Below are 17238 nucleotides of genomic sequence, written 5' to 3' on the forward strand. Positions count from 1 at the left end.
TAGTCTCTTTATTTTCTATTCAAAAAAGAATAAATAATGTCAAAAGATATAAAATCAGTAAACTACGGTTTAGAAAAAATATTTGAAGGAGCACAAGATTTCCTTCCGCTTTTAGGAACAGATTATGTTGAGTTTTATGTAGGTAACGCAAAACAAGCTGCGCACTTTTACAAAACAGCATTCGGTTTTCAATCTTTAGCTTACAAAGGATTAGAAACAGGATCTCAAGATGAAGTAAGTTATGTACTTGTACAAGATAAAATCCGTTTGGTATTAACAACTCCGCTAAACAGTAAATCTCCAATTAATAACCATATCGTTAAACATGGAGATGGAGTTAAAGTTGTTGCGCTTTGGGTTGAAGATGCTCGTTCTGCCTGGGAAGAAACTACAAAAAGAGGCGCTAAATCGTATATGGAACCTACTGTAGAAACAGATGAGCATGGGGAAGTAGTGCGTTCAGGAATTTATACTTACGGAGAGACAGTTCATATGTTTGTAGAGCGTAAGAATTATTCAGGAACATTTATGCCTGGATTCATGGAATGGAAATCTGATTATAACCCACCATCAGCAGGATTAAAATATATCGACCACATGGTAGGAAATGTTGGTTGGGGTCAAATGAATAAATGGGTAAAATGGTACGAAGATGTAATGGGATTTGAAAATTTCTTATCATTTGATGACAAACAAATCCATACAGAATACTCTGCTTTAATGAGTAAAGTAATGAGTAACGGAAATGGCCGTGTGAAATTTCCAATTAATGAACCAGCTAAAGCAGCTAAAAGATCTCAGATAGAAGAATATTTAGATTTCTATGAAGGTGAAGGTGTACAGCATATTGCAGTAGCTACTGATGATATTATTAAAACAGTATCGCAATTGAAAGCTAATGGAGTTGAATTTTTACCACCACCACCTCAAGCATATTACGATATGATTCCTGAGCGTTTAGGAGTTCATAGAGATATGATGAAAGAAGATATTTCTAAATTACAAGAATTGTCAATTTTAGTAGATGCAGATGAAGAAGGATATTTACTTCAAATTTTCACAAAACCAGTAGAGGATAGGCCAACTTTATTCTTTGAAATTATACAAAGAATGGGAGCAAGAGGTTTTGGAGCAGGAAACTTTAAAGCACTTTTCGAGTCAATCGAAAGAGAACAACAAAGAAGAGGAACTCTATAAATATATAGAATTGAGGAATTGAACCAAGAAAAGCAATTATCTTTCTTGGTTCTTTTTTTAATATTAAAATAAAATAGAAGCTCTAAAAGTATACAAAGTCTTGTATCTTGGCTTCTTTTATTCTTTAGTCTAAAAACAAATGAGTCGAGAAGAATTACTGAAAGCAATAGAAGAAAAGTATGAAAAATTAGGAGTGCCTGTTGAAGCAATGTTAGAAGGATTGCTTTGGAGTAAACCAATTACATACTGGGATTATATTCAAACAGATGCATTATTAGGTTTACAAATTCCTAGAACTACAGAGCCAGATGAAATGGTGTTTATCATGTATCATCAGGTAAACGAATTATTATTCAAAATGATTCTTTGGGAAATTGATCAAGTAGCAAAAAGTGTTACAATTTCAGCAGATAAATTTTCAAAGCATTTAATGAGGATTAGTAGATATTTTGATGTTTTGAGTAGCTCATTTAATGTTATGGGAGATGGAATGGATGTTGAACAATATTTAAAATTTAGAAATACTTTAACTCCTGCGAGTGGATTTCAAAGTGCTCAGTATAGAAAAATTGAGTTTGCTTCTACAGAATTAATCAACTTAATAGATGTTCGTTTTAGAGACACAATTGATCGTAATTCTTCATTTAAAAACGCTTATGAGCATTTATATTGGCAAGCCGCTGGAAAAAACTATTCCACGGGTCAAAAAACAACATTATTAAAGTTGTTTGAAAAAAAATATATGGGAGAATTTATAGAGTTTATGGAAGATTATAATGACATAAATCTTTCTAAAAAATTTAAACAACTTCCAGAAGATATTCAAAAAGACGAAACTTTGATTAAAGCAATGCGTCATTATGATTATACGGTAAATGTAAAGTGGGTAATGGCACATTATAATGCTGCAGGAAAATATTTAGGAGGAAATGATAAAGATTTAGAAGCTACAGGAGGTAGTAGTTGGAGAAAATATTTACACCCGAAATATCAAAAAAGAGTTTTCTTCCCTTATTTATGGAGTAAAGAAGAGTTAGAAAGTTGGGGAACTTTTTAAAAAATAATACAAAGTATATAAAAAAAGATCAGTTGAAATAACTGATCTTTTTTTTGTTTTTTAAAAAAATAATTAAGAAAGAGAGGGTAAAAAAAAAGTTAGTTGTATTACATACACATAACATTAAAAATAATTTATAAAATGAAAAAAGTAAATGTATTACTAGTTTTAGTAAGTTTAGCCCTTTTTTTTAGCTGTTCAGATACAAGTTTAGAACCTATTGAAAGTGAAGAAAAGATTGTGTTTTTATTTGATTTTGAAGATGACTCAGAAGGGTTTATTGGGCATAGTACTATAACAGGTCATCCAACAAATGCCCCAGTAACAGACGCAAAGGATGATATGGGTTCTAGATGTTCAAGATTATATAGAGCCCAAAAAGAAGATTTTTCTCCATGGAAAGGGTACGATTTTAATGGAAACTCAACATTTTTTATGGGGATAGATAAAGGAGCTTGTGAAGATCCTTTTAAAGGTATTGTTGCAACAAATTTTAAATTAGAATCTGACTTAATTAAAGAGAAAAGTAGAGTAGAGTTTAAATATTATATGCCAGATGAAACTACAGGATTAAATTTGGAAACAAACAGGTTGGATGTGATCTTAGAAAGAATTGACCCGAATGTTCCTTCATTTCCAGAAAGAACGATTAGGTTTAGACCAGCAGTAAATTCTGAAGGTTGGATTCAGTTTTCTGAAAACTTACCAAAAGATTTAATTGCAGGAAACTATAGATTGGTGGTATTAATGGCAGGAGTAGTAGCTATTGATGATATAAGTTTAATTATTAAATAGTTTTTAACTTCTTCTGGTAAAAGAACAGAGTTTAAATAAGTACAAATACTCTGTTCTTATTTTTTTTGATGTAAAAGGAGTTATTTTAGCATTAATGGAAGTAGAGGATAAATCATTGTGTAATTCGAAAGTGTTCGAACAAGTATACAAAACTAATGCAACGGCATTACGCAATTTTGTGTACTATAAGTGTGGAGATATAGATGTGGCTGAAGATATTATTCAAGATTGTTTTATGACAATCTGGAAAAAATGTTCTACGATAGTATTTAAATCTGTAAAATCGTTATTGTTTACCATGGCTTCTAATGCTTTTTTAAATATGGTAAAACACAAAAAAATAGTTTTAGAACATCAAAAACTAAATAAAAACACTAACGATAGAACTAACGAGAATCCAGAGTTTTTATTAGAAGAACAAGAGTTTTTAAAAAAACTAGAATCCGCAATTGCAGATTTACCAGATAATGAAAGAGAAGTGTTTCTTTTAAATAGGATAGATAAAAAGAAATACAGAGAGATAGCAGACTTACTTAATATTTCTATTAAGACAGTTGAGAAGAGAATGAGTAAAGCATTGAAGCAGTTGAGAAATCAAATAGAAGGTATTTAAGAAATGGAAAATCAAGAATTTGAAATATTATTAAATAAGTTTATAGAAGGAAACATTTCTTCCGAAGAACTTAATGTTTTAGAGAATTCATCAGAATTTTCTACTTATAAAAAGATATTAGAAAGTTCATCGGGATTTTCTACTCCTTATGTAGATAATGATAAGTCATTTAATGCCTTCATGGAGAAAACCAAGTTTAATGAAAAAGAGCAAAAACCAGTGCGAAAATTAAATAGATATTATTTAGTTAGCGGTGTTGCAGCTTCTTTAATATTTTTATTTGGTTTATTTCAAATATTTAACACTAACGAAACATACGCTACAGATTTCGGTGAGCAATTAGCTGTTTTATTACCAGATAGTTCAGAGGTAGTTTTAAATTCAGATTCTTTTTTAGAATTCAATAAAAAAGATTGGAAAAAAAATAGAAGGTTAAATCTTAAAGGAGAAGCATATTTCAAGGTTAAAAAAGGAAGTAAATTCGAAGTAGTAACTTCTGAAGGATCAGTAGCAGTATTAGGAACTCAATTTAATGTAAATCAACATAAAAACTTTTTAGAGGTACATTGTTTTGAAGGTAAAGTCCGTGTAGTTAGAAATAAAGAAAAGTTTATTTTAACTCAAGGAGATGCAGTTCGTCAGATAGGAAATGCTGCATTTGAAAGCTGGAATTTTTCTGAAGTTTCACCAACTTGGAAAAATTTTGAAAGCAGTTTTAAAAACACACCATTACGATTTGTAGTGCAAAGTTTAATTAAAACTTATGGAGCTACTGTAATTTCAGATAATGTCGATTTAGACAAACGTTTCTCTGGAAGTTTTCCAACAAATGATCTAGAAATTGCATTAAAAACAATTACTACTTCTATGAATTTAAATTACGATTTAGAAGAAGGTAAAAAAGTAACACTTCGATCTAAAGGGCAGAAATGATAAGAGTACGATTATCCCTAATTTTTATCGTGTTTTATACTTTTCTTTTTGCTCAAAAAGAGAAGCAGGTGCCCTTGTTAGAGGTGTTAAACACGATTGAAAAAACGTATAATATAAAGTTTTCTTTTTCTGAAGATATTATCAAAAACAAATCAATAAAGGTTGATAATAGAGATAGTTTATTAGCTGTTTTAATTCAGCAAATAGAGAAGAAAACAGGATTAAAAATTAAAAAGATTAACGATCGTTATTATACAATAGCTTCTAATACAGATAACATTAAGATTTCGGGTTATATTTTCGATGGAAATTCAAAAATTCCATTACTAGATGCTGCAGTTTTTACAAAAGAGAAAGGTGTAGGAACAGATGAAAAAGGCTATTTTGAGTTGAAAGGTTTACATGAAAAAGATACTGTTACTTTTTCCTTTGTTGGTTACGAAAATATAGAAAAAACAGTAACTGAATTGAAAAAAGAAAATAATATAAAAGTGTACTTAAAAGAATCGTCTCAAACACTTAACGAGATTATAATTTCCAGTTATTTAACCACGGGAATTGCAAAAAACACAGATGGTTCAATTTTGTTAACACCAAGAAAACAGGGAATTTTACCAGGTTTAACAGAAGCAGATGTTTTATTAAGCACACAGCAATTACCAGGTATTCAAAGTCCTATTGAAAGTGCTTCAGGAATTCATATTAGAGGAGGAACACCAGATCAGAATTTAATTCTTTTTGATGGAATAAAATTATATAATACTTCTCATTTCTTTGGGTCTATTTCTGCTTTCAACCCTTATGTTGTTGATAATGTTTTTGTTTATAAAAACGCTTCCAATGCAAAGTATGGAAATCATATTGCAGGGGTTATTGATATTAAAACAATGAATAAAGTTCCTGAAAAGTTTTCAGCAGGAGCAGGATTTAATTTCACTAGTGCAGATGTAAATACTACAATTCCTTTAGGTGATAAATTAGGGGTGCAATTTTCATTTAGAAGATCAATTGCAGATGTGTTTAATACACCAACATTTGATAAGTTATCTCAAAAAGTATTTCAGAATACAATCATTTCCGATGGAAGTAGAATGGTTGAAGAACGTTCTTTTATAGAAGATAAGAATGAGTTTAGTTTTATCGATTTTAATACAAAAGTTGTTTATCAACCTAATGAAAACAATACATTTTCATTTCAGCAAATAAGTATCAAAAATGATTTAAGCTACATTTTAGATAATAAAAATGAACGCGAAGTTCGTTCAGATTTTATCGATATAGAAAATGATGGTTATGGTTTTACTTGGAAGAAAAAGTGGAGTGAAACAGTAGAATCAATGTTTCAAATATATTATTCAAAGTACAAGTTGTTTTACGATGGAAATAAAACTCAAGACGATTCAGTTTTCGATTTTACTTTAAAAAAGAATGACATTGAAGAAGTTGATTTTTACACTCAGGTTAGCAAAAAGATAGGAGATTTCAGTACGATAAAATTAGGTTATCAATTTACACATAGCGATATTACTTACAGTTTACAGCAAGAAAATACAGCTGTTCCAACTAGTGTTCAAGATTCAGATGATAATATAAACAATCAACAAACTGTATTGTTAGAATATATTCTTAAAAAAGGAAAAAGAATAAATATAAGTGCAGGTTTAAGAGCTAGTTATATGCCTTTGCTGAATGAAACTTTTTTTGAACCTAGAATTTATGGAAGAGTACAAGTAGATTCTGGTTTATGGTTAAATGCTTCTGCAGAGTTAAAGAAACAATATACGAGCCGAATAAATGAATTTTTCACTACTGAATTTGGTTTAGAAAATCAACTTTGGACTATTTCTAATGGTAGAGAAGTTCCTCTTTTAGAAAGCCAACAATTCACGGCAGGATTGTTATTTAATAAAGGTAGTTGGTTAATAGATTTCGAAGCGTATTATAAAAACATAAACGGAATTACTTCTTTAGTAACAGGTTTTAATAATGAAGAAGGAGAAACTGTGTTTAATGGAAAGGCTCAAGTTTTAGGAGCAGAAATTTTAGTGAAAAAAGAATGGTCACCGTATACAAATACATTGTTAACTTACACTTTTGGTGATAATAAGTCTACATTTTCGGGAGTGAATGAAGGAAGTACTTTCGATGGTGCTTTTAGTATTTCTAATGCTATTTATGTAGCTCAACAAGTCACTCTTGGAAAATGGAATTTTTCTTTAGGATGGAATATAAGAGCAGGTTTGCCTTTTGACGAAATAATTGCAGGAGATCCAGATGAACAACAATTTGTAATAGACGAACTAGGAAAGAGAAACGGGAAGTTTTTACCAGTATATCATCGCTTAGATACTTCTGTTACTTATGATTTTTTTTGGGATAAAAAACAAAATATAAAATCCAAAATAGGAATTTCTTTTATCAATTTATATGATAGAAGAAATATATTGAGAAGAACTTTTGAAAAATCAAGAAGTACATTTATGGATGGTTATGATACAGTTGATACTTTTTCTTTAGGCTTTACTCCAAATGTAGTTTTTAGAGTTCAGTTTTAGTTATTAAATTACTAATTAATTTTTTGGAACAATAATTGTCATTCTTTTTTTATAAGTTTGAAAGTATGAGAAAAACGATATTTTTTTTAGTTTTTTTATTAGGACTGTGTGAAGTTTTTTCACAAGAATCAATACCATCTGCTTTTAAAGGAGGTGAATGGTTACAATACCGAATGAGCTATAGCGGTTTTTTAAAAGCAGGTACAGCAACATTATCTTTGCAAGAAACTGAACTTGAAGGAGAAAAAGTACTTCATGCTACAGGAGAAGGGAAAACTTCAACAGTAGTCGGTTGGTTTTTTAAAGTAGAAGATAAATATGAGAGTTATTTTAAAATTCCAGAGGTAAAACCTATTTTATTTAAGAGGAAAATAGATGAAGGCGGTTATAAAAAAGATAAACAAATAACTTTCGATCACAACAAAAATACAGCAAGAGTTCAAGATTTTCTTAAGAAAAAAGATAGTGTATTTTCTGTTAAAGGACCTCAAGATATGATTTCTACATTTTACTTTCTCAGAAGCCATGACACTAAAAACCTTAAAAAAGGTGATGAAATTGACGTCTCTATGTTTTTTGATGAAAAATCGTATCCTTTTAAACTACATTGTTTAGGATACGAAACCATAAATACAAAATTCGGAAAACTTAAGACTCAGAAATTTAGGCCTCTAGTACAAGCGGGAAGAGTTTTTAAAGCAGAAGAGAGCGTGACGATTTGGATCACAGCAGACGACAATAAAATTCCAATTAAAATGAAAGCTTCTTTAGCTGTAGGTTCGCTTAGAGCAGAATTAGAATCATACAAAGGTTTAGCAAATCCTTTTGAGGTTATTTATGACTAAATCGTTTTAGTTATTTACATTGTGTTAAAGTAGCTTTAACGAAAGCAATTATTTGTACATTTGTTTCTTAAGAGGAGCAAAAAACAAAGAGGTGAAGGCTAGTTACTATTCGTGTATTTTTTTAATCATTATTATTTTATCAATTTCTTGTAAGCAAGAAAAAATAGAAGAAACACCAGAAGAGGTTATAGAAATAAAAGAACCAGAACCAGTCATAGAGTATGGTTTTAATATTGATAATTATATTGTTATTAATGATACAATAAAAAGTGGAGAAAGTTTTGGGATTATTCTAGATCGGCATCATGTGTTTTATCCAAAAATTAATGCAATTTCTACAACAATAAAAGATACGTTTGATGTTAGGAAAGTTAGGGCTGGTAAACCTTACACCATTTTAGCATCAAAAGATACAGCTCAAGTAGCCCAAGTTTTTATTTATAAACACAATAGAATAGAATCTACAGTAATTAATTTTAAAGATTCTATCGTTGAAGCGTATACATACAAAGAGCCTGTCAAAATTGTAGAAAGAGAAGTTTCAGGAAAAATTATAGATAATTTTTCTCAAGCGATAGATACTTTAGGTTATGGAGCTACCTTGGCTAATGAAGTAGCTGATATTTATTCTTGGACTGTAGATTTTTACAGGCTTCAAAAGGATGATACTTTTAAATTAATATTCGAGCAAAAATTTATAAATGATACAGTTCCTGTTGGGTATGGAAAAATAAAAGCAGCTGTGTTTAATCACAAAGGAACCGATTTGTATGCATATCGTTATGTAGCAGATTCTATTAAAGGAGATGTAGATTATTATGATGATGAGGCTGGATTACTAAGAAGGCAATTTTTAAAATCACCAATAAAATTTCAATACCGAATTTCTTCAAGATACAATCTAAGAAGGCGTATTGCGTTATATGGCAATAAAGTGAGACCACATAAAGGAACAGATTTTGCAGCAGCTTACGGAACTCCAATTATGACTACTGCAAGTGGAACTGTTGTAGAATCTGCAAGAAGAGGAGGGAATGGGAATTATGTTAAAGTGAAACACAATAGCACATATACTACTCAATATTTACACATGAAACGACGTAAAGTTCGTGTTGGAGATTATGTAAAACAAGGAGATATTATAGGATGGGTAGGGATGACAGGTAATACTAGTGGACCACACGTATGTTATCGATTCTGGAAAAATGGGAAGCAAGTAGATCCTTTCAGACAAAAATTACCTACTGCTAAACCAATGGTAGATAGTCTTAAACCAAAATACTTTGAGTTTATAAGTCCCTTAAAAGAACAACTAAATAAAATTCCTTTGCCTGTAATTGAAGATGATATTTTAGAAACAGAAGAGTTAGAAAAAACAGAAGAGGATAAAACTATCGTTAAAAATTAATCAATCTATGGCTTTGAAAAACTATAATCCAACTCAAACAGAAGCTTGGAAAAAATTAACAGATCATTTTGAAGCATCTAAAAGCTTAAACTTAAAAGAATTATTTAGGTTAGATGAAAATAGAAAAGAAAATTTCTCTGTAACAGTTAATGATTTAGAAGTTGATTTCTCAAAAAATAGAATCACTAGAGAAACTTTAGATTTATTAGTTGAATTAGCTAATGAGGTAGAGTTAAAAGATGCCATAGAGAAATATTTTACAGGAGAAACGATAAATGTTACTGAAGGTAGAGCTGTATTACACACTGCCTTAAGAAGTACTTCTGAAGAGCCAGTTTTAGTCGACGGAAAAGATATCAAACCAAAAGTTCAAACCGCACTAAGAAAAATTAGAGCTTTTAGTAATAAAGTAATTTCTGGAAAATGGAAAGGGTATTCGGGAAAATCTATTACTGATGTTGTAAATATTGGAATAGGAGGATCAGATTTAGGTCCAGATATGATTGTTGAAGGACTAAAGTTTTACAAGAATAAATTAAATACACATTTTGTTTCTAATGTAGATGGAGATCATGTTTCTGAAGTATTAAAGAATTTAAATCCTGAAACAACACTTTTTGTAATTGTATCAAAAACATTTACAACTCAAGAAACAATTAGTAATGCCAATACAATCAAAAATTGGTTTTTAAAATCTGGATCAATTTTCGATGTAGCAAAACATTTTGTTGCAGTTTCTACAAACTTAGATGCAGTTTACGATTTTGGTATCGATAAAAATAATGTATTCCCAATGTGGAATTGGGTTGGAGGAAGATTCTCTTTATGGTCTGCAGTAGGTTTGTCAATAAGTTTAGCTGTAGGATTCGATAATTTTAGAGAATTATTAAACGGAGCAGAAGAAATGGACATCCATTTCAGAACTTCAGAGTTTGATGAAAATATACCTGTTATTTTAGCTTTATTAAGTATTTGGTATAATAATTTCTATGGAGCAGAAACAGAAGCAATTTTACCATATACACAATACTTATCAAAACTTCCAGATTATCTTCAACAGGCTGTTATGGAAAGTAACGGAAAAGGAGTTGATAGAGATGGAAATGAAATTACTTATCAAACAGGAACAATTGTTTGGGGAAGCACAGGAACAAACATGCAACACGCATTTATGCAGTTAGTTCATCAAGGTACAAAGCTAATACCAACAGATTTTATAGGTTACAAAGTATCGTTACACGGTTTGGAAGATCACCACAATAAATTATTGGCAAACTATAATGCCCAAATGGAGGCACTTGCTTTCGGTAAAACCAAAGAAGAAGTACATTTAGAGTTAAAAACTTCTGGGGAAATGGAGAAAATTAACTCATTACTTCCTTATAAAGTATTTACAGGTAATAGACCAAGTAATGGGATTTTATTTGATGAATTGACACCTAAATCTTTAGGGAAACTAATTTCATTATATGAGCACAAAATTTTTGTGCAGGGAATCATTTGGAATATATATTCTTATGACCAGTTTGGAGTTGAGTTAGGGAAGGAATTAGCTAAAAAAATCTTAAAAAATTAGTCCTGAAAATTAAAACGAAGAGAATATTCTTAAAGGATCGTTAAAAAAGTTAACATTTATTTAATATTGGAAATATTAAAAAGAGTGAATTTTGCTTCGTTTTAATTACATTATATAAAGGACAATGAAAAATTTCAAAAATTTACTACTAGTATCTTTACTGTTTGTTGTAACAACAGTATTAGGTCAGGGGGTAACTTCTTCTTCTGCTTCTGGAAAAATCACAGATAACACAGGGGAACCGTTACCAGGTGCTAATGTACTTTTAGTACATACACCTTCAGGAACTAAGTATGGTGCTTCTACAGATCTTGATGGATTCTTTAGAATTTCTAACATGAGAACAGGTGGGCCATATAAGTTAACTATTTCTTTTGTTGGTTTCCAAACAATTGAAAATAGTGGGATCTATTTAACATTAGGTCAGTCTAAAAAATTCAACCTTACTCTTAAAGAAGATTCTAATCAACTTGAAGAGGTTGTAATTAATGCGCAAAGAGATGGATTAATCGATGGTAATAAAACTGGTTCTGAAACTACTATCGGAAAAAGAGAATTAGCTACGTTAGCTTCTGCTTCACGTTCTGTTGCAGATTTCGTAAGATTAACTCCTCAAACTCAAATTAGTGAAGGAGATGATGGATTCTCAATTTCTATTAGTGGACAGAATAACAGATATAACTCTATTTATATTGATGGAGCTGTAAACAATGATGTGTTCGGTTTAGCAGGTTCTGGAACAAACGGAGGACAAACAGGTGTTAGTCCTTTTTCTATTGATGCAATCGAGCAATTTCAAGTAAATATTGCTCCATTTGATGTAAGACAATCTGGATTTACAGGAGGTGCAATTAATGCTATTACAAGATCAGGAACTAATAAGTTTGAAGGATCTGCCTATTTCTTTACAAGAAATGAAGATTTAGCTGGAAAAACTCCAGTTGATTTAGTAGGTTCTGAAGGAAGACAAAAATTAGGAGAATTTACTGCTAATACTTATGGTGTAAGAATTGGAGGTCCTATTATTGAAGATAAATTATTCTTCTTCGTAAATTATGAAAGACAAGATGATGAATTACCACAACCATTTGCAATTGAAAATTATGACGGTGATTCTGATGCTGCTGATATTACTAGATTAAGAAACCATGTGTTAAATACTTATGGTTACGATATCGGAAGCTTCGAGAATGCATTAAGAACTTTACAAAGTGATAAGATTACTGCAAAAATCGATTGGAATATTGATGATAGAAATAAACTTTTATTAAAACACACTTATGTAAGTGCAGAAAATTTAGAAACTAGAAGTTCTGGTTCTAGAAGTTTAGGTTTTTCTAATGGTTCTGAGTTTTTCATCAGTAACACAAACTCTTCTTCTTTAGAGTGGAATTATCAAGGAGATAAAATAGCAAACAGTTTATTAGTTGGTTATACAAGAGTAAGAGACGATAGATCTCCATTTGGTAACCCATTCCCAACTGTAGTAATTGGAGATGGTATTAATACTTTTGGTTTTGATGGTATTCAGTTTGGTGCTGAACGTTTTTCAACAGCTAACTTGTTAAACACAGATGTTTTAACTGTAACAAACAACTTTAATATTTACTATGGTAAGCATACTGTAACTTTAGGAACTCATAACGAATTTACAGATGTTAAGAATTTATTCTTTGCTTCTAACTATGGTACATATGTATACGATTCTGTTGATGATTTTATCAATAACACGAATTTAATTGATTTTGAAAGAAACTACTCATTAATTTCTAATAGTGTAGGAGATGATTCTTCTGGTGCTGCAGAATTCGGAACTAAACAATTTGGTTTCTATGTTCAAGATGAAGTAGATTTTTCAGATAACTTAAAACTTACTGCAGGTTTACGTTTCGACGTTCCAGTATGGGAAGATGGAGCAGTAAATAATGATTTTAATACAAGAACTGTTGCTTTGTTAGAAGCTGCAGGAAAAGATTTAAAAGGAGCTAGAGTTGGTCGAGGAGTTAACTCAAGATTATATATTTCTCCTAGATTAGGATTTAACTGGGATGTTGATGGAAAATCGACTACTCAAATTCGTGGAGGTATGGGTATCTTCGTTTCTAGATTACCATTAGTATGGCCAGGAGGAACATATAACAATAATGGTGTTACTCAAGGAAACTTTGAAGATGCTACAGGTTTAACTTTTAACCCAGATGTTAATACTCAGCCAATTGGTGTTGCTCCAGGTTCTGGATTCACAGGAGGAAATGTAGATTTATTTACTCCAGATTTCCAATTACCACAAGTAGTAAAATATAACATTGCTGTTGATAGAAAGTTACCAGCAGGTTTCTCTGTTTCTGCTGATTTTGTTTATAACGATAATTTATCAGCAATTTTCTATGAAAACTTAAATATTCCTGATGCAGTAGGAAATTTAATTGGAGCAGATAACAGACCATTCTATAACAGAAGAGGTTCTATAGATAATACATATGGAAGAATTATTTTAGCATCTAATACAAATGTTGGTAGTTCTTGGAATACATCTTTCACAGCTAGAAACACATTTAAGAGTTCTTTAATTGATGTATATTCTACTGCTACTTATTCTTACGGATCTTCTACAAGTATCTTCGATGGTACTTCATCTCAAAACAGTTCTCAGTGGAGAGGAATCGTTACTGTTAATGGTAAAAACGGAAATCCTCAATTAGGTAGATCAGGTTTTGATCAAGGAAGTAGAGTTTTCGCTAATGTAAGTGCAGATTTCAAATGGAACGAAAACTTAAAAACAACAATTGGTTTATTTTATAATGGAGCAGAAGGAAGACCATTCTCTTATGTATATGGAGGACGTGATTTATTAAATGATGATTCAAGAGATAATGCATTAATCTATGTACCAGCTAATGCTTCTGAAATTAACTTAGTTGATTTTACAAGTAACGGTACTACAGTAACAGCTGCTGAGCAGTGGGCAGCATTAGATGCTTATATAGAAAATGATGATTATTTAAGAACAAGAAGAGGTACTTATGCAGAAAGAAATGGAGATAGAGCTAGATTTTCTCATGTTGTAGATTTAAAGTTCTTACAAGATTTCACAGTTAAAGCTTTCGGTCAAAAGCATACATTACAGTTAAGTGCAGATATTTTTAACTTCACAAACTTATTAAATAAAGATTGGGGTAAAACATATTTCGCTAGTGATGTAAGTCTTATTAATGTTACAAGAGGAGGTACTGATAATCCAGAGTTTACTTTCGATCCAAATAGAAGACCAACTATCAATCAAATTGATGATAGAGGAATTCAATCTTCTAGATGGCAAGCACAAATTGGTCTTAGATATATCTTTAACTAAGATATTCACCATATTTTTTAAAACCACCTCATTTGAGGTGGTTTTTTTATGCATAAAATTCAGTACTTTTACCATATAAATAAACTAACTAATTATGATGAAAACAGTTCACTCTTATTGGGCTTACATTGCATTAGCAGTATTACTTTTTGCTGTTGTAAATGCTGTAATAGGATTAGTACAGAAAAAAGAATTTACACATAAAGATTTCCGCTTAGGATTGTTTACTTTAATCACTGCTCACATTCAGTTATTGATAGGTTTAGGATGGTACTTTATGTCTCCTTGGTATAAATCTATGAAAGCTAATGGAATAGATGCTACAAACAGGTTGTTGGCTGTAGAGCACCCAATAATGATGATTTTAGCAATTACTTTAATCACAATAGGATGGTCTAAGCATAAGAAACAAGTGAAAAGTGAATCTAAATTTAAAACCTTTACTATTTTTTATGGAATAGCCTTACTGTTTGTTTTGTCAAGAATTCCTTGGTCTAATTGGTTATCTTAAAACTAAAAACATAATTCCCGCAATTAGCGGGAATCTTATTTTTTAAAAAATGAAGTTAATAAGTTATTTTTTATCCTCAATTTTTGCAATTGTATTTTTCTTGCTACTTCTAATTTTTCACCCAATTCAATGGTTAGGTTTAAAATTAGGTGGTCAAAAAGGGCATCAAAAAGTAGTGAATATTATGAACTGGTTTTTAGTAAAATCATTACTAATTTTAGGAGTGCCAGTTCGTGTAGAAAACAAATATGAAATTCCAGAAAACCAAACGATTATTTTTGTGTCTAATCATCAAAGTATGTTTGATATTCCTCCAATTATTTGGTATTTCAGAAAACATTATCCAAAATTTGTTTCTAAAAAAGAATTAGGAAAAGGAATTCCAAGTATTTCTTTCAATTTAAAACATGGAGGAGCTGCCTTAATCGATAGAAAAGATAGAAAACAAGCTATAACAGAAATGATCGATTTCGCTAAAAGAATTCATAAAAATAACTGGTCCGCAACTATTTTTCCTGAAGGAACAAGAAGTAGAAATGGACAACCTAAAAGCTTTGCATCTAATGGACTTAAGATGCTTGTAAAATACAATCCAGATAGTTATGTAGTTCCATTAACAATAAACAATTCTTGGAAAGTATTTAAGTATGGAAAATTTCCTTTAGGAATTGGAAGTCCGATAAAAATTACAACACACGAACCAATAAAGATAAACAGTTTACCATTTGATGATTTATTAGCTAAAGTAGAAGCTGATATTAAGGGTGCTGTAGTAGAATAAACAACTAGATTAATGTCGATAAACAATATAAGAAAAGAAGTAATGAAAACCTTGGAAAGTAAAATCCATGGTTTTGTAGAAGATTTTTTAATACCAATTGAAAAAATTTGGCAACCAACTGATTTTTTGCCTAATTCTCAGAGTGATAACTTTATAGAAGAGGTTAAAGAGATACAAGAAATTTCTAAAGAATTAGGAGATGATTTTTGGGCTGTTTTAGTAGGTGATACAATTACCGAAGAAGCTTTGCCAACTTATGAATCTTGGTTAATGGAGTTAGATGGAGTGAAACAAGATCCTGATAACGGTTGGGCTAAATGGGTAAGAGCTTGGACAGCGGAAGAAAATCGTCACGGTGATGTATTAAACAAATACTTATACCTTTCTGGAAGAGTGAATATGCGTGAAGTAGAAATTTCTACACAGCATTTAATAGCAGATGGGTTTGATATTGGAACTTCAACAGATCCGTATAAGAATTTTGTATATACCAGTTTTCAAGAACTAGCAACATATATTTCGCATAATAATGTTGCAAAAATAGCACGTAAAAAAGGGCATAAATTATTAGCAAGAATGTCTAAAATTATTGCAGGAGATGAAATGAGACATCATAAAGCTTATACAGCATTTGTAAAAGAAATTTTTACAATAGATCCTAGTGAAATGATGTTAGCTTTTGAAAAAATGATGAAACATAAAATTGTGATGCCAGCAATGCATTTACGTGAATCTTTTAATGAGAAAGGAAGCTTATTTGATGATTTTTCAACAGTAGCACAACGAATTGGAGTATATACAGGTTTCGATTATGTAGATATTCTTAGAAAATTAAATGCAGCTTGGGAAATTGATAAAATTACAGGTTTAACCGCTGAAGCTGAAAAGGCAAGAGATTACTTAATGAAATTGCCAGATAGAATGTATCGAATTACAGAAAGAATTGTAATTCCAGATACAGATTTTAAATTTAAATGGATGATACCAGCATAAACAAAAAAGCAACCAATTCGGTTGCTTTTTTTATTTATGGACAAATTTGATTTAATTTAAATCAACTAATTTTAACTTATTTTCATTTATATGCTTAAAAGTACCAGTTACATTGTTTTCGGTTAATAGTTTGTTTTCTAATTCTTGACATAAATCTCCACAATCAATTGTTATTGTATTTAGAATTAAAAAATTTGAAGAAGAAACATTTACAAAGCTATTTCCGTCAAGTTTAAGAGAAAGATTAAAAGAAGTATCGTCACTAACTTTTTCTTTAGATATCACTTTTTGAAGAGTATATTTTAAAGAACTAGCATCCTGTGGCGGGTTAGAAACAACTTCTTTTTTTACAGACAAGGCATAAGTATAACCAGGTTCGTAGGTGAATCCTTCAATTGTAGAAAAGAAATTAAACCAAGTGTCAGTGTTTAAAACATTTCCTTCTTGAACTAAAAGTGTAAACTGTGGAGCTAAACCTATAGCAGTGTTTTTGTAATGATTTACACGAATGTCAACAATTTGACTTTCATTGTCTTCTTCACAAGAGGTTAATAATCCAATAAAAGTAAATAATAAAATAAGTTTTTTCATTTCTAAATCTTTTTAATTTATACTAGATAGA

At 30.5% G+C, this 17238-nt stretch carries 14 protein-coding genes; 13 read left to right on the top strand and 1 reads right to left on the bottom strand.

Going from position 1 to position 17238, the window contains the following annotated elements; genetic code table 11:
- The first annotated feature begins 36 nt into the window (after positions 1–36).
- The 13 genes from hppD (at position 37) to AC2TEO_RS11900 (ending at position 16616) form a co-directional block, all read left to right on the top strand.
- Positions 37–1197: a 4-hydroxyphenylpyruvate dioxygenase gene (hppD, locus tag AC2TEO_RS11840; RefSeq protein WP_442265026.1), complete on the top strand. Its 1161-nt coding sequence runs from the start codon at positions 37–39 to the stop codon at positions 1195–1197.
- 139 nt (positions 1198–1336) lie between these two features.
- Positions 1337–2254 (top strand): tryptophan 2,3-dioxygenase family protein, encoded by a 918-nt coding sequence (locus AC2TEO_RS11845; RefSeq protein ID WP_442265027.1) that lies wholly within the window; start codon positions 1337–1339, stop codon positions 2252–2254.
- A gap of 141 nt (positions 2255–2395) precedes the next feature.
- Entirely contained in the window at positions 2396–3049 is a 654-nt protein-coding gene (locus tag AC2TEO_RS11850) for a hypothetical protein (protein WP_442265028.1), read from the top strand.
- Between the two features lie 94 nt (positions 3050–3143).
- The gene (locus AC2TEO_RS11855; RefSeq protein WP_442265029.1) at positions 3144–3662 is read left to right on the top strand and encodes an RNA polymerase sigma factor; all 519 of its coding nucleotides are present in this window, start codon (positions 3144–3146) and stop codon (positions 3660–3662) included.
- A gap of 3 nt (positions 3663–3665) precedes the next feature.
- A complete protein-coding gene (locus AC2TEO_RS11860; RefSeq protein ID WP_442265030.1) occupies positions 3666–4595 on the top strand; it encodes a FecR family protein in 930 nt (309 codons plus the stop codon).
- On the top strand, positions 4592–7150 hold the full coding sequence (locus tag AC2TEO_RS11865; RefSeq protein ID WP_442265031.1) for a TonB-dependent receptor: 2559 nt from the start codon (positions 4592–4594) through the stop codon (positions 7148–7150). Before AC2TEO_RS11860 ends, AC2TEO_RS11865 begins: the two co-directional genes overlap by 4 nt.
- A gap of 65 nt (positions 7151–7215) precedes the next feature.
- Positions 7216–7995: a DUF3108 domain-containing protein gene (locus tag AC2TEO_RS11870; protein ID WP_442265032.1), complete on the top strand. Its 780-nt coding sequence runs from the start codon at positions 7216–7218 to the stop codon at positions 7993–7995.
- Positions 7996–8086: 91 nt separating this feature from the next.
- Positions 8087–9403 (top strand): M23 family metallopeptidase, encoded by a 1317-nt coding sequence (locus AC2TEO_RS11875; RefSeq protein WP_442265033.1) that lies wholly within the window; start codon positions 8087–8089, stop codon positions 9401–9403.
- A gap of 7 nt (positions 9404–9410) precedes the next feature.
- Positions 9411–10979, top strand: coding sequence for a glucose-6-phosphate isomerase (pgi, locus tag AC2TEO_RS11880; RefSeq protein ID WP_442265034.1), 1569 nt, complete (start codon positions 9411–9413; stop codon positions 10977–10979).
- Between the two features lie 124 nt (positions 10980–11103).
- Positions 11104–14331 carry an outer membrane beta-barrel protein gene (locus tag AC2TEO_RS11885; RefSeq protein ID WP_442265035.1) on the top strand — a complete coding sequence of 1076 codons (3228 nt, stop codon included), beginning with the start codon at positions 11104–11106 and terminating at the stop codon, positions 14329–14331.
- A gap of 97 nt (positions 14332–14428) precedes the next feature.
- Positions 14429–14842 (top strand): hypothetical protein, encoded by a 414-nt coding sequence (locus AC2TEO_RS11890; RefSeq protein ID WP_442267764.1) that lies wholly within the window; start codon positions 14429–14431, stop codon positions 14840–14842.
- Positions 14843–14891: 49 nt separating this feature from the next.
- Entirely contained in the window at positions 14892–15623 is a 732-nt protein-coding gene (locus tag AC2TEO_RS11895; RefSeq protein WP_442265036.1) for a lysophospholipid acyltransferase family protein, read from the top strand.
- Between the two features lie 12 nt (positions 15624–15635).
- On the top strand, positions 15636–16616 hold the full coding sequence (locus tag AC2TEO_RS11900; RefSeq protein ID WP_442265037.1) for an acyl-ACP desaturase: 981 nt from the start codon (positions 15636–15638) through the stop codon (positions 16614–16616).
- A 51-nt stretch (positions 16617–16667) separates the two neighbouring features.
- Here the strand turns inward: AC2TEO_RS11900 and AC2TEO_RS11905 are convergent, their stop codons facing one another.
- Positions 16668–17207 (bottom strand): DUF4377 domain-containing protein, encoded by a 540-nt coding sequence (locus AC2TEO_RS11905; protein WP_442265038.1) that lies wholly within the window; start codon positions 17205–17207, stop codon positions 16668–16670.
- Positions 17208–17238: the final 31 nt, after the last annotated feature.

The organism is Tenacibaculum aquaeponti (assembly GCF_057221555.1).